Source organism: Curtobacterium sp. BH-2-1-1 (assembly GCF_001806325.1).
GTDB lineage: Bacteria > Actinomycetota > Actinomycetes > Actinomycetales > Microbacteriaceae > Curtobacterium.
In genome coordinates, this window is the sequence record NZ_CP017580.1 from 2,802,084 (window position 1) to 2,822,570 (window position 20,487).

At 72.5% G+C, this 20,487-nt stretch carries 22 protein-coding genes and 1 riboswitch; of the genes, 16 read left to right on the plus strand and 6 right to left on the minus strand.

What is annotated here, in order from left to right; all coding sequences use genetic code 11:
* Positions 1-139 precede the first annotated feature (139 nt).
* On the plus strand, positions 140-1,810 hold the full coding sequence (locus tag BJK06_RS13420) for a sodium:solute symporter family protein (RefSeq protein ID WP_070418317.1): 1,671 nt from the start codon (positions 140-142) through the stop codon (positions 1,808-1,810).
* 30 nt (positions 1,811-1,840) lie between these two features.
* Entirely contained in the window at positions 1,841-2,170 is a 330-nt protein-coding gene (locus tag BJK06_RS13425; RefSeq protein WP_070418318.1) for a hypothetical protein, read from the plus strand.
* 196 nt (positions 2,171-2,366) lie between these two features.
* Here BJK06_RS13425 and BJK06_RS13430 read toward each other — a convergent pair whose 3' ends face one another.
* Positions 2,367-2,897 carry a DUF3800 domain-containing protein gene (locus BJK06_RS13430; protein WP_070418319.1) on the minus strand — a complete coding sequence of 177 codons (531 nt, stop codon included), beginning with the start codon at positions 2,895-2,897 and terminating at the stop codon, positions 2,367-2,369.
* 96 nt (positions 2,898-2,993) lie between these two features.
* Between BJK06_RS13430 and BJK06_RS13435 the strand changes: the two genes are divergently transcribed.
* Genes BJK06_RS13435 through BJK06_RS13445 form a run of 3 tightly spaced genes read left to right on the plus strand, consistent with a single transcriptional unit; the run spans position 2,994 to position 4,928 of the window.
* Positions 2,994-3,410 carry a VOC family protein gene (locus tag BJK06_RS13435; protein ID WP_070418320.1) on the plus strand — a complete coding sequence of 139 codons (417 nt, stop codon included), beginning with the start codon at positions 2,994-2,996 and terminating at the stop codon, positions 3,408-3,410.
* 52 nt (positions 3,411-3,462) lie between these two features.
* Complete coding sequence (locus BJK06_RS13440; RefSeq protein WP_070419470.1) at positions 3,463-4,080, plus strand: DNA-3-methyladenine glycosylase I; 618 nt, start codon at positions 3,463-3,465, stop codon at positions 4,078-4,080.
* A gap of 38 nt (positions 4,081-4,118) precedes the next feature.
* Positions 4,119-4,928 carry a DJ-1/PfpI family protein gene (locus BJK06_RS13445; protein ID WP_083295255.1) on the plus strand — a complete coding sequence of 270 codons (810 nt, stop codon included), beginning with the start codon at positions 4,119-4,121 and terminating at the stop codon, positions 4,926-4,928.
* A 1-nt stretch (position 4,929) separates the two neighbouring features.
* Here the strand turns inward: BJK06_RS13445 and BJK06_RS13450 are convergent, their stop codons facing one another.
* Together BJK06_RS13450 and BJK06_RS13455 are read right to left on the minus strand one after the other, a co-directional pair.
* Complete coding sequence (locus BJK06_RS13450; protein WP_083295256.1) at positions 4,930-5,400, minus strand: GNAT family N-acetyltransferase; 471 nt, start codon at positions 5,398-5,400, stop codon at positions 4,930-4,932.
* Positions 5,397-6,158, minus strand: coding sequence for a LysR family transcriptional regulator substrate-binding protein (locus BJK06_RS13455; RefSeq protein WP_181015095.1), 762 nt, complete (start codon positions 6,156-6,158; stop codon positions 5,397-5,399). Before BJK06_RS13455 ends, BJK06_RS13450 begins: the two co-directional genes overlap by 4 nt.
* A 33-nt stretch (positions 6,159-6,191) precedes the next feature.
* Here BJK06_RS13455 and BJK06_RS13460 point away from each other — a divergent pair, with 33 nt between their 5' ends.
* Both BJK06_RS13460 and BJK06_RS13465 read left to right on the plus strand, forming a co-directional pair.
* On the plus strand, positions 6,192-6,581 hold the full coding sequence (locus tag BJK06_RS13460) for a DUF5997 family protein (RefSeq protein WP_070418322.1): 390 nt from the start codon (positions 6,192-6,194) through the stop codon (positions 6,579-6,581).
* 37 nt (positions 6,582-6,618) lie between these two features.
* Positions 6,619-7,125 (plus strand): hypothetical protein, encoded by a 507-nt coding sequence (locus BJK06_RS13465; protein WP_070418323.1) that lies wholly within the window; start codon positions 6,619-6,621, stop codon positions 7,123-7,125.
* On the opposite strand, the gene BJK06_RS13470 is transcribed toward BJK06_RS13465, so the two are convergent.
* Together BJK06_RS13470 and BJK06_RS13475 are read right to left on the minus strand one after the other, a co-directional pair.
* Complete coding sequence (locus BJK06_RS13470; protein WP_070418324.1) at positions 7,126-7,536, minus strand: phage holin family protein; 411 nt, start codon at positions 7,534-7,536, stop codon at positions 7,126-7,128.
* A gap of 316 nt (positions 7,537-7,852) precedes the next feature.
* Complete coding sequence (locus BJK06_RS13475; protein WP_070418325.1) at positions 7,853-9,328, minus strand: MFS transporter; 1,476 nt, start codon at positions 9,326-9,328, stop codon at positions 7,853-7,855.
* 110 nt (positions 9,329-9,438) lie between these two features.
* Between BJK06_RS13475 and BJK06_RS13480 the strand changes: the two genes are divergently transcribed.
* Both BJK06_RS13480 and BJK06_RS13485 read left to right on the plus strand, forming a co-directional pair.
* Positions 9,439-10,005, plus strand: a complete 567-nt coding sequence (locus tag BJK06_RS13480) for a TetR/AcrR family transcriptional regulator (RefSeq protein ID WP_070418326.1) — start codon at positions 9,439-9,441, stop codon at positions 10,003-10,005.
* 9 nt (positions 10,006-10,014) lie between these two features.
* The gene (locus BJK06_RS13485; protein WP_070418327.1) at positions 10,015-10,542 is read left to right on the plus strand and encodes an Lrp/AsnC family transcriptional regulator; all 528 of its coding nucleotides are present in this window, start codon (positions 10,015-10,017) and stop codon (positions 10,540-10,542) included.
* 1 nt (position 10,543) lies between these two features.
* Here the strand turns inward: BJK06_RS13485 and BJK06_RS13490 are convergent, their stop codons facing one another.
* Positions 10,544-10,975, minus strand: a complete 432-nt coding sequence (locus tag BJK06_RS13490) for a GNAT family N-acetyltransferase (protein ID WP_070418328.1) — start codon at positions 10,973-10,975, stop codon at positions 10,544-10,546.
* Between the two features lie 111 nt (positions 10,976-11,086).
* Here BJK06_RS13490 and BJK06_RS19090 point away from each other — a divergent pair, with 111 nt between their 5' ends.
* The 7 genes from BJK06_RS19090 to ribH all read left to right on the plus strand — a co-directional run bounded on the left by BJK06_RS19090 (position 11,087) and on the right by ribH (position 20,431).
* Entirely contained in the window at positions 11,087-12,421 is a 1,335-nt protein-coding gene (locus BJK06_RS19090) for a hypothetical protein (RefSeq protein WP_070418329.1), read from the plus strand.
* A gap of 90 nt (positions 12,422-12,511) precedes the next feature.
* Positions 12,512-14,161 carry a hypothetical protein gene (locus BJK06_RS13500; protein WP_070418330.1) on the plus strand — a complete coding sequence of 550 codons (1,650 nt, stop codon included), beginning with the start codon at positions 12,512-12,514 and terminating at the stop codon, positions 14,159-14,161.
* A 195-nt stretch (positions 14,162-14,356) separates the two neighbouring features.
* Complete coding sequence (locus BJK06_RS13505) at positions 14,357-15,670, plus strand: esterase family protein (protein ID WP_258027641.1); 1,314 nt, start codon at positions 14,357-14,359, stop codon at positions 15,668-15,670.
* Positions 15,667-18,090, plus strand: coding sequence for a bifunctional lysylphosphatidylglycerol flippase/synthetase MprF (locus tag BJK06_RS13510; protein ID WP_070418331.1), 2,424 nt, complete (start codon positions 15,667-15,669; stop codon positions 18,088-18,090). The genes BJK06_RS13505 and BJK06_RS13510 overlap by 4 nt, the downstream gene beginning before the upstream one ends.
* Before the next feature lie 197 nt (positions 18,091-18,287).
* Positions 18,288-18,422, plus strand: a riboswitch (FMN riboswitch).
* A 91-nt stretch (positions 18,423-18,513) separates the two neighbouring features.
* Entirely contained in the window at positions 18,514-19,215 is a 702-nt protein-coding gene (locus tag BJK06_RS13515; RefSeq protein ID WP_070418332.1) for a riboflavin synthase, read from the plus strand.
* On the plus strand, positions 19,215-19,955 hold the full coding sequence (gene ribB, locus BJK06_RS13520; RefSeq protein ID WP_308447481.1) for a 3,4-dihydroxy-2-butanone-4-phosphate synthase: 741 nt from the start codon (positions 19,215-19,217) through the stop codon (positions 19,953-19,955). The genes BJK06_RS13515 and ribB overlap by 1 nt, the downstream gene beginning before the upstream one ends.
* Complete coding sequence (gene ribH / locus BJK06_RS13525; protein WP_070418333.1) at positions 19,952-20,431, plus strand: 6,7-dimethyl-8-ribityllumazine synthase; 480 nt, start codon at positions 19,952-19,954, stop codon at positions 20,429-20,431. Before ribB ends, ribH begins: the two co-directional genes overlap by 4 nt.
* Positions 20,432-20,487 lie beyond the last annotated feature (56 nt).

Below are 20,487 nucleotides of genomic sequence, written 5' to 3' on the forward strand. Positions count from 1 at the left end.
GCCAGGAGCCTACCGAGCGCCCGCAGTCTCATTGCGGGTGCGATGCATACCTCGGCTATGTGAACGGTCACAATTCGGTGTAACGTTCCCGTCCGGGTCGGCGGAGTTGTCGATCGCAACACACTGACGTGGAGTTTGAATGGTTCTCGCTGCAGCGAACAACGGGATCCGGCTCGATCTGGGCTGGGTCGACTACCTGATGATCATCGTGTACTTCGCGGTCGTCATCGGGATCGGTTTCACCGCCCGGAAGCAGGTCCGGACGAGCATGGACTTCTTCCTGTCGGGCCGCTCGATGCCCGCGTGGATCACGGGCCTCGCGTTCGTGTCCGCGAACCTCGGCGCGACCGAGATCCTCGGCATGGCCGCCAACGGTGCCCAGATCGGCATGGCGACCCTGCACTACTACCTGGTCGGTGCCGTGCCGGCCATGGTATTCCTCGGGCTCGTGATGATGCCCTTCTACTACGGGTCCAAGGTCCGCAGCGTGCCGGAGTTCATGCTCCGCCGCTTCGGCAAGGCCCCGCACCTGGTGAACTCGATCGCGTTCGCGGTGTCGAACGTACTCATCGCCGGCATCAACCTCTACGCCATGGCCATCGTCATCGAGGCGATGCTCGGCTGGCCGGAGTGGCTCGCGATCATCGTGTCCGCGGGCTTCGTGCTCGTCTACATCACCCTCGGCGGGCTCTCCAGCGCGATCTACAACGAGGTCATGCAGTTCTTCGTGATCATCGCCGGCCTCATCCCGCTGACGATCGTCGGTCTGCACCGCGTCGGCGGCTGGGACGGCCTCAGCAAGGCGATCACCGAGACCCAGGGCGTGCAGCACCTGCAGGCGTGGGCCGGCACCGGCTTCGGCGACGTCACGAACCCGATCGGTGCGAACTGGCTCGCGATCGTGCTCGGCCTCGGGTTCGTCCTCGGCTTCGGCTACTGGACGACGAACTTCACCGAGGTGCAGCGCGCGTTCTCGGCGAAGAACATGTCCGCCGCCCGCCGCACCCCGCTCATCGCCGCGATCCCGAAGCTCTTCATCCCCGCGATCGTCGTCATCCCCGGCCTCATCGCCGCGGCCGTCGTGGGCAACCAGTTCGCCTCGGGTGCCCTCGACTACAACGACGCGATCCCGAAGCTCATCCAGATGTACCTGCCGACCGGTGTGCTCGGCGTCGCGGTCACGGGTCTCCTCGCCTCGTTCATGGCGGGTATGGCGGCGAACGTCTCGTCGTTCAACACCGTCTTCACGTACGACATCTGGCAGCGCTACATCAAGCCGAACATGCCTGACGTGCACTACCTGAAGACCGGGCGCTGGGTCACCGTCGTCGGCGTGCTCGTCGGCATCGCGACCGCGTTCATCGCCGCGCAGGCGTCGAACATCATGACGTACATGCAGACGCTGTTCTCGTTCTTCAACGCGCCGCTGTTCGCCGTGTTCATCCTCGGGCTGCTCTGGAAGCGGATGACCACAGCCGGTGCGCTGTGGGGCTACATCCTCGGCATCGTGACGCCGACGATCACGTGGATCGCGTACCTCGTCAACCCGGACCTCTTCGCCACCGCGACCGCCGAGACCCTCTACGGCGCGATCATCTCGTTCGTCACCGTGCTCGTCGTCGGGTTCGTCGTGTCGATGGTCACGAAGCCGAAGGACGAGAAGGAGCTCGGCGGGCTGGTGTACGGCGTCGGCAAGATCGACCTGCACAGCGACTCCGTCGCGACCGACATCGCCTGGTACCGCTCCCCGGCGCTGCTCGGCACCGTCGCACTGATCCTGTGCGTCGTCCTGTACCTCCCGTTCCTCTAGGCCCGCGAAGACCCGCGAAGGAGATCTCCCATGAGCGACACCAACACCGCCATGACCGAGGAGCAGAAGGCCGCCCTCGTCCGCTCCACCCGCCGACTCGACCTGCGTCGCATCCTCGGTGGCCTGTTCGTCCTGTACGGCGTCATCGTGACCATCGTCGGTATCGTGCACTGGAACACCGACCCCGAGAAGACCGGTGGCATCCACATCAACCTGTGGGTCGGGCTGTCGATGCTCGTCAGCGGGCTGCTCTTCTTCCTCTGGGACCGGCTGAACCCCGTCCCGGCGGAGGACATCATCGGCCAGGCCGAGGCCGAGGAGCACCAGAAGGCGGCCGGCGAGGGCCGCGAGCTCGCGTGACCAGCTGAACAGACCGACGGACGGGAGGCGCGGTGCCGGCTGGCACCGCGCCTCCCGTCCGTCTCGGTGCCGGTTGACGGCAGTTCGGCGGCGGTCCTAGTATTGATATGTCGACCGCGTGCTGCTCGGTCGGAAGTGAGCCCCGGAGCATCCTGCAGCCAGCGCGGGACCGGGGTGTTGCGCTGTCCGGCTCGGGTCACGGCACACGGACGACCGATCCGTCGAACTCGTGGTCGAGTGCGGCGACTTGTGCGCCGCACGCCAGGTCGGCCAGCGCGACCAGCGGCTCGTCGTCCGGGCGCACGTGCTCGTGGCGGACCGAGCGCCCGACCCCTCGACGTCGGAGCGCATCGAACATCGATCGGTCGGCGTCGTCGTGGGTCCGTCCGCGGGACTCGATGACGATCTCCCCGACGCCGCGTTGTTCGAGTTCCCACACCAGGCGTTCGGGACAGTGGCGCCGTCGGCGTTCGACGCGCGCGGCCGCCCCGTCGTAGCGGACGACGACGACCGCGACCGCACGACGGAGGAGTTCGAGCCACGAGATCCGCTGCGCGTGCAGCGCTTCGTACCAGTGCAGCTTGCGCATCCGACGGGGCGTCGCGGCTCGGATCCCGGCGCGGACGTCGTCGCGCTCCCGGTCGTGCACGACCACCGCGGCCATCACGTACGCGGTGTGGTCGCGACCGCCGCCGGGCTCGGACTCGTCGACGTACGCGCGGTGCATCGATCCAGTATATTGCGTACCGGTTGCTTCGCCGATGAAACGGTTGCGCTCCGACTCCGGGCGCGCCAGGTTGAGCACGACGAAAGGATCCTCCCCATGGACACGATGGTCTTCATCAACCTGCCCGTCGCCGACCTCGAGCGCTCGAAGGAGTTCTACGAGGCCCTCGGCTACTCGATCAACCCGGCGTTCAGCGACGACACCGCGGCGTGCGTCGTGGTGAGCGACACGATCTACGTCATGGTGCTCACCCACGCCAAGTTCGCGGAGTTCACCACGAAGACCATCGCCGACGCCGACACGATCGAGGTCATCAACTCGCTCAGCGCCGACTCCAAGGACGAGGTGCACCGGATCGTCGACGCAGCGGTCGCCGCCGGTGGCTCCGAGGACCGCCCCGAGATGGACCTCGGGTTCATGTACCAGCGGAGCTTCGTCGACCCCGACGGGCACCGCTGGGAGTACGTGTGGATGGACCCGCAGGCAGCGCAGGACGGTCCGCCCGCCGAGTGAGCGACGACGGGTGTCGGCGGTGGGTGTCGGCGGCGACGGCCAGGATGGTGCCATGAGCTCCGAGCCCGTCGCCGCTGCCCCGTCCGACCTCGTCGTGGGAGACGACGGCCTCGCCCGGCCCGTGTGGGCATCGAGTGACGAGCTGTTGCGCGACTACTACGACACCGAGTGGGGCATGCCCGTGCGCGACGAGCGCGGAGTGTTCGAACGCCTGTCGCTCGAGGCGTTCCAGTCCGGGCTGTCGTGGCGGACGATCCTCGCGAAGCGTCCGGCGTTCCGGGCAGCGTTCGCGGACTTCGACGCCGACACGGTCGCGGCGTTCGGCGAGGACGACGTCGCACGGCTCATGGCCGACGCCGGCATCGTGCGGAACCGGGCGAAGATCCTCGCGACGATCACCAACGCGAACGCCACGATCGCCCTGCGCGAGGACGGCGGCCTGGCCGACTTCGTGTGGTCGTTCCGGCCGGCGACGACGCCCGAGCCGGTCACGTACGCCGACGTCCCGACGAAGTCGGACGAGTCCGTCGCACTGTCGAAGGCGCTCCGGAGGCGGGGTTTCGCCTTCGTCGGGCCCACCACGATGTACGCGCTGATGGAGGCGCTCGGCATCGTCGACACGCACCTCGTCGGCAGCCACCGCCGGGGGACCTCCGGCGTCTGGAGCTGACCCCGACGGTGCCGACGGTGCAGGGCTAGGGTCGCGGCATGAGCTCCGAGAACCCGCGCGTCCGCCCCGTCCACCCGGTCGAGGCCGAGGTGGTGGAGGTGCCCCTCGACGCCGAGGTGCCGACGCCCGAGCCGTCCGACGACCCCGGTGCCGGCACCCCCGAGCACGACCCGGCCGAGATCCGGATCGCGTTCCTGTTGTTCCCCGGCCTGACGCAGCTCGACCTGACCGGGCCGGCGCAGGTGCTGTGCCGCGTCCCGGGAGCCCGCGTCGAGTACGTCGCGGCGACGCTCGACCCGGTACCGAGCGACTGCGGGCTGTCGCTCGTACCGACCACGACCATCGGTGATGCCAGCCCGGCCGACGTGCTCGTCGTCCCCGGCGGCGACGGCGCCTTCGACGCGATGCTCGACACCGCGGTGGTCGCGTTCGTCCGGCGCGAGGCCGAGCGCGCCACGTGGGTGACCTCGGTGTGCACCGGCGCGTTCGTCATCGGCGCGGCGGGGTTGCTCGCCGGCAAGCGCGCGACGACGCACTGGGCGTCGAAGCCGATGCTCGCGGCGTTCGGCGCGCAGCCGGTCGACGACCGAGTCGTGGACGACGGAGCCGTCGTCACCGCGGCCGGGGTGAGCGCCGGCATCGACATGGCGCTCTGGCTCGCGGCCGAGCTGGCCGGGCAGCCTGCAGCCGAGGCGATCCAGCTCCAGATCGAGTACGACCCGCAGCCCCCGTTCGACGCGGGTTCGGCCGTCCGGGCGGACACCCGGATCGTGACCGAGGCGCGTGCCGCAACGGAAGCGGCACGTGGTGACCGGGTGGCGCGGGCGGCCGCGGCCGTGATGCGCTGAGTCAGTCGAGCGGGAGCTGCATCTGCGTCGCGGTGACGCCGTAGCCGAGTCGCTCGTAGAGCTCCTGCGCACCCGTGTTGTACCCGAACACGTTCAGGCCGATGGTCCGGGCGCCGTTCGCGCGGGCGACCTCGTGCGCCTGCTCGAGCGCTCGGCGGGCGTGCCCCCTGCGTCGGTGCGGCTCGTCGATCTCGACGTCGAACACCCACCAGTCGGTGCTGCCCGGTGCGAACGGGCCGATCCAGAGGTACCCGACCACGGCATCGGCACCGTCGAGGACGTCCCAGACGAAGTGCTCGGGCAGCGGCGTGCCGTCGGGGAACCACTTGTCGAGGGACTGCTGCTTGTTCGCCTCGGCACGCTCCCGCGTCTCGCCCGCCCGGATGCGTGACTCGACGTACTCCGCCATCGTTCGGTCGAGCCACCCGGGCAGTCGCTCGGCCGGCATCGCGACGAGGTGCGTGTCCGTCACCGGTTGCCCTTCGACCCGCGCTTCGGCTTGCCCTTCATGCCGCGCTGCACGCGCCCGCGACCGGTCGAGTTCTTCCCGCCGCCGCTCTTGCCACCGGTGCCCTTGGTGGCGCCGCGCTTGGCGACCGTCTTCGCGTTCGACGGTGCGGCCTTGCCGCCGCCCTTCGCCGGACGCGACCCGTCCTTCGGGTCGGGAGCCGCGCCTCCTGGCTGGTCCTGGTCGCCCCGCGAACTGTTCGCGGTGCGCCCGCGGACCACGCCGATGAACTCCTCGGTGGTCTCGGTGGCGTCCTCGGAACGCCAGACGAGCACGATCCGGGTGCCGGGCGAGCCCGCGAGCGTGCGGCTGACGAGCTCCTTGCGGCTCGCGGCACGGAAGAGGGACTGGGGGAGGACGGCCACGCCGACGTTCGCCTCGACCAGGTCGAGCGTGGCGTCGACGTCCTCCGGGACCGGGCCGGGGTCGACGACGTGCACGTCGGTCGCGGCGAGGTCGACCTCGGCGAGGTCCGCGAGCGGGGAGTCCTTCGGCATCGCGACGACCGCGGTCTCGGTCCAGAGCGGGATGGCGTTGTGCGCGTCGGAGACGGGGACCCGGGCGAACACCATGTCGGCCTCGCCGGCGAGTGCGTCGTCGACCTCGTCCGCTCCGATCGGGCGGAGTCGGAGCTCGGTCGTGGGGAAGCGCTCGCGCCAGACGCGGGCCCACTTCGCGGGGGACACCCCCGGCACGAAGGCGATGGTGAGTGCCGCGGTCATGCAACCGAGCATAGGGGCCGTACCCTTGTGTCCATGGCGCAGGAACAGACCATGAAGCCCGAGACGGCCGCGAAGAAGCTCGGCATCCTGCTGGCGGCCGCCCCGGAGACCTTCCGGGACGCGCCGATCAGCCGGACCGCGTTCGACGAACTCCGTACGGAACCCCCGACCTGGCTCGAGGACCTCCGTCGCGACGGACCGCACCCGCGACCCGTCGTGGCGCAGAAGCTCGGCGTGTCGATCTCGGGGCTGACCCGTGCGGGCATCGACGAACCGCTCACCACGGCGGAGATCAAGACGCTGCTCGAGCAGAAGCCCGAGTGGCTCGTCCGCGAGCGCGCGACGCAGGCCGCGGTGCACGCCGAGAACGCCCGCGTGAAGCAGGAGCGTGCCGCGAAGGCCGCTGGCCGCACCGAGGACTGACCCCGACCCGCACCACCCCGCCGCCCGAGGACACCCCGTGCACGAGACCGTCGCCGACGCCATGCTCGTCGTGCCGCAGTTCGCGTCGGTGTGCTGCATCGTGGGGGACCGGTACCGGCCTCGCCCGGGCGTGATCGTCCCCGCGGCGGTGATGCTCCTCGCGATGCTCATGCCCGTCGTGCACGCCGGAGCGGTGTGGACGCTCCTCGCCGCCACCGTGCTCCTGCTCCTCGCGCCGCTGCCTGTCATGCGGCGGCGCCGCGCCGACGGCCGCCGCGCTGAGCCGATGGACGTCCACCGGGCGCTGTCCGCGGTCGTGATGTCCGGGATGCTCCTGATGGGGCACGCCACGGGCATCGCCGACGGACACGCGGGCCACGGCATCGCCCTGACCGCGGTGCTCGGCGCCGGAGTGATCGGCTACGCCGCGTTCAGCGGGTGGCTGCTCCGCCACGAGTGGGCGCGAGAGGACCGGCGTGCCGTCCGGAGCGGCGAGGTCTTCGCGATGACGGTCGCCGTCGTCGGCATGACGCTCGCGATGTAGTCAGCGGTTCGCCACGCGCTCCTGCACCTCGTGGATCGTGTCGGACGGCACCGGCGGCACACCCCGACGGATGCCGGCGATGCCGACGACCGCGAGGACCGCGGTGACGACGCCGAACACGACGAGCGTGATGCCGGTCGCGGCCCAGAGCGGGAGGACGAGCGCGAGCAGCACCACCACGAACCCGGCGAGCAGGACGAGGGTCGTCAGCGCGAACGCCACCGCGACACCGGTGAGCACGAGGCCCGTCTTCGCGCCGCTGACGCGGTCGCCGATCTCGCGTCGTGCCGATGCGACCTCGTCACGGACGGCGCGGAGCACCGGCTCGAGCGCCTTCTGCACGAGCCCGGCGGTGACGGTGTCACGGAAGGACGGCTTGCCGGTCGTGGTGTCGTCGTGGTCGGTGCTCATGGTGTCTCCTGTTCCTCGGGCGCGGTCGTCCGCACCCACCAGGGTGACGCGTCGGGGACGGGAGTCGTCACGTGTCCGACGCGCATGCTCGGCGGGTTCCCAGGACCGGCGGTGACGAGCAGGTTCCGTCCGGCGCGTGACCGTTCTGGTTCGCGGATGCCGGGGATCGCGAACCGGAACGGTCACGCGCCGAGAAGAACACGGGCTTCGGCGCGTCCGCCGCGGGGACGAGCGGGTGACGGACTGGAGGCCCGGCTCGCGTCGACGACGCAGGCCGGGCCTCCGGAGACGGTCGGGTCTCGACCACCGTCGTGCGCTAGGACGCGATCTCGTCCAGGTCGTCGATCCCGCGTGCGGCGGCTGCGGCCCGCCGTGCCCGGATCGACGGTGCCGCGACGGCGGCCAGGACCGCGAGGACGGCCACGCCCGTGCACGCCCAGAACCCGATCGTGAACGCGTCGTCGGTCGGCAGCCCCTGCGCGGTGGTGTGGGACGTGATCAGCGCCGCGATGACCGCGGTGCCGACGCTGGAGCCGATCGTGCGGACGACGGTGTTGGCGCTGATGGCCTCGCCGGTCTGGTTCGCGGGGACGCTCTCGATGATCGCGTTCGAGCACGCGGCGAGGGCGAGGCCGATGCCGATGCCCGTCAGGACGCCGGACACGACGACCTCGGCGATCGCGGCGTGCGAGATCGCGGGGATGAGGAACGCGGCGACGATGGCGACCCCACCGAGCAGCATCGGCGGCTTCGGGCCGACCTTGCGGACGAGGATGCCGGCGATCGGCCCGGCGATGATCATCATGACGACGGTCGGGAGCAGGAAGAGCCCGGCTTCGGTCACGTCCTTGCCGAACCCGTACCCGAGGGCGGTCGGGAGCTGGAGGAGCGTCGGGACGAGGACGAACGTGCCGAACATCGCGAAACCGAAGACGAGCGCGACCACGTGGGCCGTCCAGACGCCGCGGACCGCGAACAGCCGGACGTCGATGAGCGGTTCGGCGACGCGGAGCTCGACGAGCACGAAGGCGACGAGTGCGACCGCGCCGAGGATCAGCAGACCGACGGTCTTGCCGTCGCCCCAACCCCAGGTCTCGCCCTCGCTGATCGCCAGCAGGATCGCGACCAGGGAGACCGCGAGCACACCGGTGCCGAGCATGTCCAGGCGACCGGGCTTCCGGACCGGGGACTCGGGCATGCCGAAGACCGCGCCGAGCAGAGCGATGACGACGAGCACGGCGGGGAGCCAGAACAGCCAGTGCCACGAGAGGTGTTCGACGATCGGGCCCGCGGCGACGATCCCGACGCCCGCGCCGATGCCGAAGATCGCCGACAGCAGGCCGATCGTGACGCTGACCTTCTCCTTCGGGAGCTCGTCGCGGACGATGCCGATCGACAGCGGCATCACGGCGCCGGCGGCGCCCTGGAGCGCGCGACCGACGATCAGCGTGCCGAGGTTCGGTGCGAGAGCGGCGAGGATGGCGCCGACGAGGAGGATCGACAGGACGACGATGAGCACCTTGCGCTTGCCGACCATGTCCCCGAGCCGGCCGAGGATCGGCGTGAGCACCGACGCCGAGAGCAGGTACGCCGTGAGCACCCAGCTCGTCGCGCTCGTGGAGGCGCCGAGGTCCTGTCCGATGGTCGACAGCGCCGGTGCGACGAGCGACTGCAGGACGGCGAAGGACAGGCCGCCGAGCGACAGGTAGACGATGATCGCCGTGCTGTTCGGTCGGCGCGCGCCGGTGGTGGGGTGGGACCCGGTCCGCGGGGTCTCCATGGTCTCGGTCATCGTGCTCCGTAGGCTCGGATGTAAACAGTTGCTGACTTGACGAGGGTACGCGGTTCCAGGCGGATGTCAACACTTGCTTACATCAGTCCCCGACCCGCTACGCTCGGATCATGAGCAAGGACGCCGAGGCAACCCGCCGACTGCTCGTGCAGGCCGCGCGACGTCGGTTCGCCTTCGACGGCTACCGGGCCACCACCGTGCGCGACATCGCCGCGGACGCCGGCGTGAACGTCGCCCTGATCAACCGGTACTTCGTGTCGAAGGAGGGGCTCTTCCGGGAGTGTCTCGACCGCGTCGCCCGCGACCTCAGCGCCGAGGAGCGGCCTGTGCCGGACCTCGAGCGGTCCCTCGCCGGCATGATCGAGCACGCCGTCCGGTCCCCGACCGACGACGACTCGCTCCAGCTCATGCTGCTGCTGCGCTCCTCGGGGGACGACGGCGCGGACGCCATCCGCCGCGAGACACTGCGCCGCTACGCCGAACGACTCGCCGGGGCGGTCCGCGACGAGGTCACCGACGACCTGCTCCTCCGCGCCGAGATCGCCCTGGCGGTGGTGCTCGGCATGACCATGCTCCGGACGTCCACGAAGGTCGAGCCGCTCGCGTCGGCCGACCACCAGGCGGTCTCGGACGCGCTCACCGGGGTCCTGCGGCAGCTCCTCGCCGGGCCGCGGTAGCGTCGAGCCGTGTCCGATCGCCACGTCCGTCGCCCCGATCCCGCGCCGCGCCTCGACGAGGTCGACGAGCGGATCCTCTGGACCCTCGCCGCCGATGCCCGGATCCCGAACAACCGCCTCGCCGCTGCGGTCGGCATCGCCCCGTCGACGTGCCTGACGCGCGTCCGCGCACTCGAGGACGCCGGGGTCATCCGTGGCTACCGGGCCGACGTGGACGTCGCACGGCTCGGCTTCGCGATCGAGGCGATGGTCTCGGTCCGGGTGCACGCCGCAGCGCGCCACGAGCTCCGCGACTTCGCGAAGCGGCTGCTCCGGGTGCCCGTCGTGCAGGACGTGTCGTTCCTGGCCGGCGACAAGGACTTCCTCGTGCACATCGCGTGCACGTCCACCGAGCAGCTCCGCGACTTCGTGGCCGACGAGCTCAGCGGCGACCCCTCGGTGGCGACGACGCAGACGAACATCGTGTTCGAACGGCTCGTCGCCGACCGTGCACAGCAGGGGCGGTCGTTCGACGAGCTCCGGCGCTGGCGGGCCTGACTCAGCGCGTGCGGGTCATCGGGAGGTGGGGGATCCCGTCCTCGTTGAAGTCCTCGCCCGAGCGCACGAACCCAAACCGGGCGTACCACTGCTCGAGGTGCGCTTGGGCGTCGATCGCGATGCGCGGGGAGCGTGCCTCGGCGATCGCGGCCTCCATCAGCAGCGACGACAGCCCCTGCCCCCTGGCGGCCTTCGCGGTGGCGACGCGGCCGATGCGCTCGGTGCCGTCGTCCTCGCGGAGGAGCCGGAGCGTGGCGTCGACCGAGCCCTGCCCCGCCCAGAACTGCAGCGTGCCGGGCTCGAGGTCGCGCCCGTCGATGTCCGGGTAGGCGGCTGCCTGCTCGACCACGAACACGTCCTGCCGGAGTCGCAGGATCTCGTGCAGGGTGACGACGTCCAGGTTGCGCGTCGGGGCGTTGAAGATCGAGACCAAGACCGGCCTTTCCTGACGATTTCTTCCGAAACAGGGTGCGTTCCGGAACGGAGCGGCGTACATTGCCGGACAACCACTCTACGTGCGCAGCCGAGATCAGGAGGTGAGCGCATGGACCAGCCGTTGCGCGCACCCTGGCGCGCGATGATCCGGTACGTCGTGTTCGGCGTCGGCATCGCCGCTGCCCTCGTGCTGCTCTCGTTGGTGCTCGGCGCTCGTCCGGCCGCGGCGGCCCCCGCGCCCGCCCAGCAGACGCTGCAGACCCACCCGTCGCAGCAGCGCGGGCTGGTCGGCGGGGTCGTCGACGGCCTCGGCGACACCGTCCAGGGCGTCGCTGGTGGAGTCGGGCACGTCGTCGACGGCGTCGTCGCCCCGGTCCGGAAGGCCGTCGCCCCCGCCGCTCCGGCAGCCCCGGCCGTGCCCACGCCGAGCGCCCCGGCAGCGCACCCGGCACCCGCGGCCCCCGCGGCCCCGGCCCCCGCAGCTCCGGCACCGACCCACCCGTCGAGCGCCGCTCCGGCCCACACGCAGCCGTCGAGCGCCGCTCCGGCACCGTCCACACCGGCACCCGCCGCACCCGCCCCGGCTGCACCCGCAGCACCGGCAGCGCAGCCCGCGGCGGCACCCGCAGCGACCAGCGCGACCCCCGCAGCACCGCAGGCCGGACCGGCGGAGGCGAGCAGCGCCTCCAGGCCCGTCACCGGCACGGTCGCGACCGTCCTCCGTCCCGTCACCGGCGCCGTCCAGATCCTCACCGACGCTCGCCCCGTGACCACCGTCGTGCACTCGCTCGACCAGGTGGTCGGCGGCCTCCCGGTCGTCGGCACGGTCCTCGGCGACGACACCCTCGGCACCGTGACCGACCCGGTCAGCGGGCTGGTGGACGACACCCTCGGCGGCGTCGGCACGGTCGTCGGATCGGTGCCGGACGTGCTCACCGGCCTGCCTCCGACGGTCGGCGGTGTCCTGCCAGGAGGCACGGATCCCGTCGTCGGACTCCCCACCGCTCCGGTGGGCGGCACGTCCACTGCCCCGGTCGCGTCGACACCGTCGCTCACGTCCCCGGGCGCCGCCAGCGCTGTCGCGCCGGCAACCGTGGCGGCGGACAGCGCTGCGGAGCGGACGGACGCCGTCGCCACCGTGCGGGCCTCCGTGCTCGCCGGAGGTGCGAGCGCCGCCGCTGCACCGGGCGTGCAGGACGCGACGTTCGGCGGCCGGGCACTCCTCGTCCCCGAGGGCCACGGCGTCACGTTCGGCGGCCCCGCGGACGGCTCCGCCACCGGTGCTCTCGGTGGCAGCGCTGCCGGTTCCGCCGGGTCGGCAGCAGCCGTCGGCATCGTCGGTTCCGACGACCAGGTCTCCCTCGCCGCGGGGTCACGCGGCACCGTCGCCGATGACGCCGTTCCCGCGTCCATCGTCGGCGAGCACGACGTCGCCCCTGACTGAGATCGGTGCGCCTGTCCGACACGGCAGGCACGCACCACCGGCCGCCATCGCGGTCGGTCCACATCTCATCTCGATCAGGGAGCAACGATCATGAACAAGTACGTCTCGAGAGGGCTCTGGTTCGCCCTCTTCGTCGGCGGTCTGACGCTCGGGGGTGCGGTCGCGGCGAACGCGGCGACGACCTCCGGAGCGGACGGCACCGCCTCGGGCACACAGGTGGCACCGTCGATCGACGCGCCGGTGTCCGCGACCGGCAACGCACTCGGGGTCCTCGGCGACGCCGTGTCGTCGGTCACCCGTCCGGCAGCGCCCGCGGCCCCGGCCGCACCGTCGTCCTCGGCTCCGGCCGCGACACCGTCCACGTCGGGTGCCGACGGCATCGCCTCGGGGACGCAGGTCGTGCCCGACGTCGCGGCGCCCGTGCAGGTCGCGGGCAACGCGATCGCGGTCGGTGGCGACGCTGCCGCGGCATCCGCACCGGCTCCGGCAGCTTCGGCTGCTCCGGCGGCCCCTGCTGCTGCGCCCGCTGCGGCGCCGACGACCTCCGGGTCGGACGGCATCGCCTCGGGGACCCAGGTCGCCGGTGCGGTGACCGCGCCGGTCTCCGCGACGGGCAACGCGGTGGCGGTCGGCGGCGACGCCGTGTCCGCTGCCGCCACTCCTGCCGCGTCGGCGCCCGCTGCCTCGGCGCCTGCTGCTCCGGCGGCGGCGCCGACGACCTCCGGGTCGGACGGCACGGCCTCGGGCACGCAGGTCGCGCCCGTGGTGTCCGTGCCGGTGACGGTGTCGGGGAACGGCATCGGGCTGCTCGGTGACGGTGCCAGCTCGGGGTCGACGGCCCCGGCTGCCGGCACCACGACGCCGGCCGCGGGTGGTTCGACCTCGGGGTCGGACGGCACGGCCTCGGGCACGCAGGTCGCGCCGGTGGTGTCCGTCCCGGTGACGGTGTCGGGCAACGGCATCGGGCTGCTCGGTGACGGCACCTCGGCGGGCGCAGCTGCCCCGACGGCCGGCACCACGACGCCGGCCGCGGGTGGTTCGACCTCCGGGTCGGACGGCACGGCCTCGGGCACGCAGGTCGCGCCGGTGGTGTCGGTTCCGGTGACGATCGGTGGGAACGGCATCGGCCTCGTCGGTGACGGCACGAGCACGGGTTCCGCCGCCCCGGCGACCGGGACCACGACGCCCACCACGGGCGGATCCACCTCGGGTGACGGGGGACTGCTCTCGGGCAGCCAGATCACACCCGTGATCAGCCTCCCGATCACCATCGGCGGCAACGGGATCGGCATCGTCGGCGACGGCACCAGCTCGACGACGACGCCCGGTGGCGGCACCACCCCCGGTGACGGCACCGACCCCGGCGACGGCACGGACCCGGGCGACGGCACCACCCCTGGTGACGGCACGGATCCCGGTGACGGCACCACCCCTGGTGACGGCACCGACCCCGGCGACGGGAACGGCGCTGGCGACGGCACCACGCCCGTCTCGGTGACCACCCCGGCCACCGGGGCCGGCGCGGCCGTGGCGACCAGCGCCTCCCGGCCCGCGACGGTCGTGGCGACGACCGCCGGTGCCTCGACGGTCGTCCAGGCCGCCGTCCGCACGGTGGCTGCATCGAGCAGCCAGCCGGCCCTCGCCTACACGGGAGCGTCCTCGCCGGTCGTCCCTGCCGGCATCGCCCTGCTGCTGCTCCTCGCCGGAGCCGGGACCCTGGTGCTGCGCAAGCGGCACTGACGTCCGACGGGCTCGAGGGGCACCGCGCCGCGGTGCCCCTCGCACCCGTGCCCGCCGTCGGCCGGACCTGTGTCCGCCGTCCGCCGTCCGCTGGACGAACGCCGAAGGCTCTCTGGGAGCCGACCATGGCGAACCTGTGCGGAGCAGAAGCGCCTCCGAGGCCACCCGGCAGCAGGGCAGCGCCACGATGAGAGCGTGCTCCACGACCTCCTGCGCATCCCCATCACGGGCTCGACCGTCCTCGTACCGGTCGACGTGCTCGCCGCCGTCCTCGTCGTGTGGGCGCTCCTCGCCCGGCCGCGATCGCTCGGCCGCGTGCTCGTCCGGATCGCCGCCCTCGGCGTCGGTGCGGTCGCCGGCCTGGCGCTCGTCTGGTGGTTCGGCGACGTCCAGGACGCGTTCGGTGTCGCGTTCACCTCGGTGACCCGGATGTGGGTCGCCCTGGCGTGCGCCGGGATCCTGCTGCTGGTCGTGCTGCTCGTGCAGGGCGGCTGGACGGGCCGGGTGGTCGCCGGGGCCGCTGCCGCGAGCCTGCTGCTCGCAGCGGGACTCGGCATCAACGTCGACTTCGGCTTCTACAAGAACGTCGAGCAGGCCATCGCCACGAACCCCTACAAGACGCGGACCCTGGCGGAACGGAACCCTGCGGTCGAGCGGCTCGTCGACCTGCACGACTGGCACGCCCCGGCGGACATGCCGAAGGAGGGCGAGACGTTCAGCGTGACGATCCCCGGCACGATCTCGCACTTCCACGCCCGGAAGGCCGTGGTGTGGCTCCCGCCGGCCGCGCAGGTCCGGAACGCCCCGGCGCTGCCCGTGCTCGTCGCACTCTCCGGGCAACCCGGCGAACCGGCCGACCTCTTCCAGACCGGCGACATCGGCCACTACCTTGACCGGTATGCAGCAGCGCACGACGGCCTCGCCCCGATCGTCGTCGCCCCGGACCAGCTCGGCGCCCCGAACCGCAACCCGATGTGCGTGGACTCCCGGCGGCTCGGGCGCAGCGAGACCTACGTCATGACGGACACCGTCGACTGGATCCGGAAGCACCTCGCGGTCGCCACGGCACCGACGGGCTGGGGCGTGCTCGGCTTCTCCGAGGGGGCCACCTGCGCGATGCAGTTCTCGTCCGCCCACCCCGACGTCTTCGGGTCCGCGCTGGCGATCTCGAGCGAGATCGCCCCGAAGAACGGCAGCCTGCAGCACACCATCGCCGTCGGCTTCGGCGGTTCCCGCTCGACCTACGACGCCGCGACGCCGGTCGCCGAGATGCGCGCCCACGGCCGGTACGCCGACCACCTCGTCGTGTTCGGGGTGGGCGGGGACGACGCTCCGTACAAGGCGTCCACCGCCACGCTCCGTGCGGCGGCCGAGCGGGAGGGCATCGCCACGCAGCTGGTCGTCTCACCGGGGTCGGCGCACGACTGGAACACCGTCCGCTACGTGCTCGCACACGGCCTCCCACCGGTGCTCGACCACCTCGGGCTCCCCGCGAGCGGACCGCTGTGAGCGGCGTCGCATCGGCAGTGGCGACGGTCCGCCGGGTCGTCGTCACCCGCCCGGTCACCACGGCGATCGTCCTGCTCGTGCTCGCGACCTCGACGCTCGCGTTCGTGCTCCGGCTGGAGCACGGAGCGCACGCGACCGTGTTCGGTCCGTTCCGGGTCTTCGCGGCGTCGACCGGCGTGCTCGCCCTGCTGCTGACGCTCGCCGGGGTGGTCGTGCTCGTCGGGGCGTCGGAGCGGCTCATGGGGTCCTGGCGCACGGCACTGGCCTTCGTGGTCACGACCGTCGTCGGTACGGGCATCGCCGCGTTCGCCGTGCTCGTCGACCTCGACGGCAAGGGCGCCGTGCCGATGGTGCTCGGCCGGGCGACGAGCTTCGACCCCTGGACCGCCATCGTCGGCACGGTCGTCACCGCCAGCGCCTTCGCGGGGACGCTGTGGCGGCGGCGGATCCGGGTGAACGCCCTCGCCGTGGTCGCCGCCCTCCTGCTCTACGCCGGGCACGTCTCCGACCTGTCCGCCGTCCTCGCCGCGGCCGCCGGGTGGCTGCTCGGCGAACTCTTGCGCCGCACGCCGAAGCGGCAGGGCTGGGTGCGCAGCTCGCACCGCGAGATCCGGGTGCTGCTCGGCACCGCGGTGCTGGTGTCCGCCGTCGGACCCGTCATCGCGCTGGTGTCCCGCGCGCGGGTGGGGCTCCTCGCACCGATCGCCGCGGTCGTCGGCGCGGGCCCCGTCACCCCGGTGCGGGGCTGCCGTGCGGACGCGGTCGCGGGGGAGTGCCTCCGCGGGCTACTGTCCTTCCGTGCGACCGACCCGTGGACCCTCGTGCTCGCCGTCGCGCCCCTGCTCGTGCTCGTCGTCGGTGGACTCGGGCTCTTCCGCGGCAGTCGCTTCGCGGTGTGGCTCGTGGTCGTCGTCGACACGGTGACGGCGATCGCCGCCGCGATCACCTACGGCCTCGTCCCGGGGCGCGTCGTCGCGCAGCACGGCCTCGAGGACCAGTTCGTCACCGACGTGTCCATCGTCGCGTCGATCGTCGTCCCGCTCGGGACCGCGGTCGTCCTCGTCGTGTTGCGGCGGTCCTTCACGGTGCTCACCAGCCGGCGCCGCGTCGTCGCCTTCGCGGTGACCGTCGGTGCGGCCGCGGTCGGCATCGTCGTCGTGGTGCTGGTCGTAACCGCGTCCTCGGCGCACCACGTCGAGGACCCCCTGCGGCTGGCGCTCGCCGCCCTGGGTCCGCTCGCACCGGTGAGCTTCTGGGACCGGCTCCCGTCACTCGACCACGCGCTCCGGCTCGTGCTCGGGCTGAGCGGACCGGTGCTCTGGCTGGTCGTGGCGATCGCCGCCGTCCGGCCGACCGGGGCCGTCGAACCCGACACCGACGCCGACGCTGCACACGCCGACCGCGAGCGCGCCCGCGCCCTGCTCGTCGCCGGCGGCGGGGACGCATTCGGCTGGATGACGACCTGGCAGGGCAACGCCTACTGGTTCGCCGAGGACGGACGCGCCGGCGTCGCCTTCCGCCGCAACGGCCGCGTCGCGGTGACGGTCGGCGGACCCTTCGGCTGGCCCGACGCCCGCACGGCGGCGATGACCGCGTTCGCCCGGTGGTGCGACGACAACGGCTGGACGGCGGTCTTCTACGGCATCGGCGCGGAGACCGCCGGGGTGCTCACCGCGCAGGGCTGGGCGACGCTCCCGGTGGCCGAGGACGCCGATTTCGACCCCCGGACGTGGACGACGAGCGGGAAGAAGAAGCAGGACGTCCGGACCTCGGTGAACAAGGCGGCGCGCGAGGGCCTCACCGCGACCTGGTCGAGCTGGCAGCAGCTGCCCGCGTCCACCACCCGGCAGATCGAGGCGATCTCCGAGGAGTGGGTCGCCGAGCGCGAGCTGCCCGAGATGGGGTTCACCCTGGGCGGGGTCGACGAGATGCGCGACCCCGCGGTGCGCACCCTCGTCGCGCAGGACCCCGAGGGCACGGTGCTCGCGGTCACGAGCTGGTTGCCGGGGTACCGGGACGGCCGGGTCGTCGCCTGGACGCTCGACGTCATGCGACGCACGCCCGCGGCACCGAACGGCGTGATGGAGTTCCTCGTCGCGAGTGCGGCCGACCGGATGCGCGAGGACGGCGTCGAGCGACTCAGCCTGTCCGCGGCCCCGCTCGCGCAGGCCGCCGAGGGCCCGCAGGCGAACGACGGCGTGCAGAGCCTGCTGGACCTGGTCGGCGGGGTCCTCGAGCCGGTCTACGGGTTCCGGTCGCTGCTGCGGTTCAAGCAGAAGTTCGGCCCCGAGCTGCACCCGCTGGTGCTCGCCTACCCGGACCCGGTCGCGCTGCCGGCGATCGGGATCGCGGTGGTGCGCGCGTACCTGCCGGACCTGTCGCTCCGGCAGGCGGTGGCGTTGGCGCGCGGGCGCGGCTGAGCAGACGGACCGACGGACGGTTCGGGAGGCGCGGCGCACGTCCGCCCCGCGGCCAGCGGGACCGGGTGGCGGACGCGGGTCGCGGGGTCGGCCGCACCGCGCCTCCTGGCCCGCAGCGCGGTCACGCGACGTCCGGTTACGCCCACGGAACCGGCGCAACGTGTCCGTCACCTGCGTGGGGTATCGTTCCCGGTACGCAAGCGCTCCGGGGTCGGTGCAAGTCCGAACCGGTGGTGACAGTCCACGAACTGATGACGGGTGCGAACCCGGCAGAGGTTGACCCGGTGGAACTCCGGGACCGACGGTGAAAGTCCGGATGGGAGGCGCGCTGGCGGACGAGACGTCCCACGATCCGTGGGTGCGACCCGTCCGTCGATGCCGACGATCGTCGAACGCCCCCGGAGTCCCGTTGAGAGGACACCAGTGTTCACCGGCATCATCGAGGAACTCGGCACCGTCACCGCCGTCGAGCAGCACGGCGACTCCGTCGCGCTCACCGTCCGCGGGCCCGTCGTCGTGCAGGACGCCCGGCACGGCGACTCCATCGCGACGAGCGGCGTCTGCCTGACCGTCGTCGAGCAGACCCCGGAGTCCTTCACGGCCTTCGTCATGAAGCAGACGCTCGACATGAGCGCGCACGGGTCGCTCGCGGTCGGCGACCGGCTCAACCTCGAACGCGCGGCCTCGGTCGGCGACCGGCTCGGCGGACACATCGTCCAGGGCCACGTCGACGGCACCGCCACCGTGCTCGAGACCGCGGACGGCGACGGCTGGCGGCGCGTCCGGTTCTCGCTCGCGCCGGACCTCAGCCCCCTGGTCGTCGACAAGGGCTCGATCGCGATCGACGGCGTCTCGCTGACGGTCAGCGCCGTGTCCTCCGAGGACACCCCGGCCGCGGACGCCTGGTTCGAGGTGAGCCTCATCCCCGAGACGCTCGAGGCCACCACGCTCGGCGCCCGCGTGCCGGGGGACCGGGTGAACATCGAGACCGACGTCCTGGCCCGGCACGTCCGGCGGATGCTGCGGCTCGACGCGGCGGTGCGGCCGCTCGAGGGTGCCACGGGTCCGCTCGAGGGCGACGCGCGTCCGCTCGAGGGTGCCACGCTCGGCCAGGAGGAGCGGTGATGGTCGCCGGGGCACGTCCCGCCGGGTCCGGTGCGGTCGCCGGGGCCGGGGCCGGTGTCGCGGGGCCGTCCGGCGGGGCCGGCGTGCTCGGGTTGTCGAACGTCGACGAAGCCATCGCCGCCATCGCCGCCGGCCGCCCGGTGATCGTCGCCGACGACGAGGACCGCGAGAACGAGGGCGACGTCATCCTCTCCGCCGAACTCGCCACCCCCGAGTGGATCGCCTGGACCGTGGCGCACTCGTCGGGGTTCATCTGCGCACCGGTGAGCGTCGAGATCGCCGACGCACTCGACCTCCCGCCGATGGTCGCCCACAACGAGGACGTCCGCGGGACGGCCTACACCGTGACCGTCGACGCCGCCGTCGGGGTCACCACCGGCATCAGCGCCCACGACCGAGCGCACACGTTGCGGGTCCTCGCCGACCCGGCGTCCGTGCGCGACGACCTGCACCGGCCCGGACACGTCGTGCCCCTGCGTGCCCGTCCGGGCGGAGTCCGCGAGCGTGCGGGCCACACCGAAGCCGCGATCGACCTGGTCACCGCCGCAGGGCTCCGACCCGCCGCGGCGATCTGCGAGATCGTCGACGAGGACGGCGGCATGATGCGTCTGCCGGGACTCCTCGGACTCGGGGCACGCGCCGGCGTGCCCGTCATCACCATCGCCGCGCTCGCCGAGTGGCTCGACGCGGCAGACCGGGCAGCGGCGGAGTCCGCGCCCACGGAAGGAACGGCACGATGAGCGGAGCAGGCGCGGCGGACCGCGACCACGTCGACGGCAGCGGCATCCGGGTGGCGATCGTCGCCGGGCAGTGGCACGACGAGATCGCCGGGGGCCTCCTCGCCGGGGCGCAGCGCGAGGTCGAGCGGCTCGGTGCCACGGCGGAGGTCATCCCCGTCCCCGGGAGCTTCGAGCTGCCCGTGGTCGCCAAGGCCGCGCTCGAGGCCGGGTTCGACGCGGCGGTCGCCCTCGGCGTGATCATCCGCGGTGGGACCCCGCACTTCGAGTACGTCTCGGACGCGGCGACGAGCGGCCTCACCCGGGTCGCGATCGACGCCGGCAAGCCCGTCGGCTTCGGCGTGCTCACCCTGGACGACGAGCAGCAGGGCCTCGACCGTGCCGGACTGCCCGGTTCGAAGGAGGACAAGGGGGCCGAGGCCGTGCACGCCGCAGTGTCGACCGTGGTGACCCTGCGCCGGCTGCGCGTACTCGCGTAGGCGACCCGCGCCTCCTGGCCCGCCGCGCGTCAGCGCGTCGCTCCTGCGCTCGCACA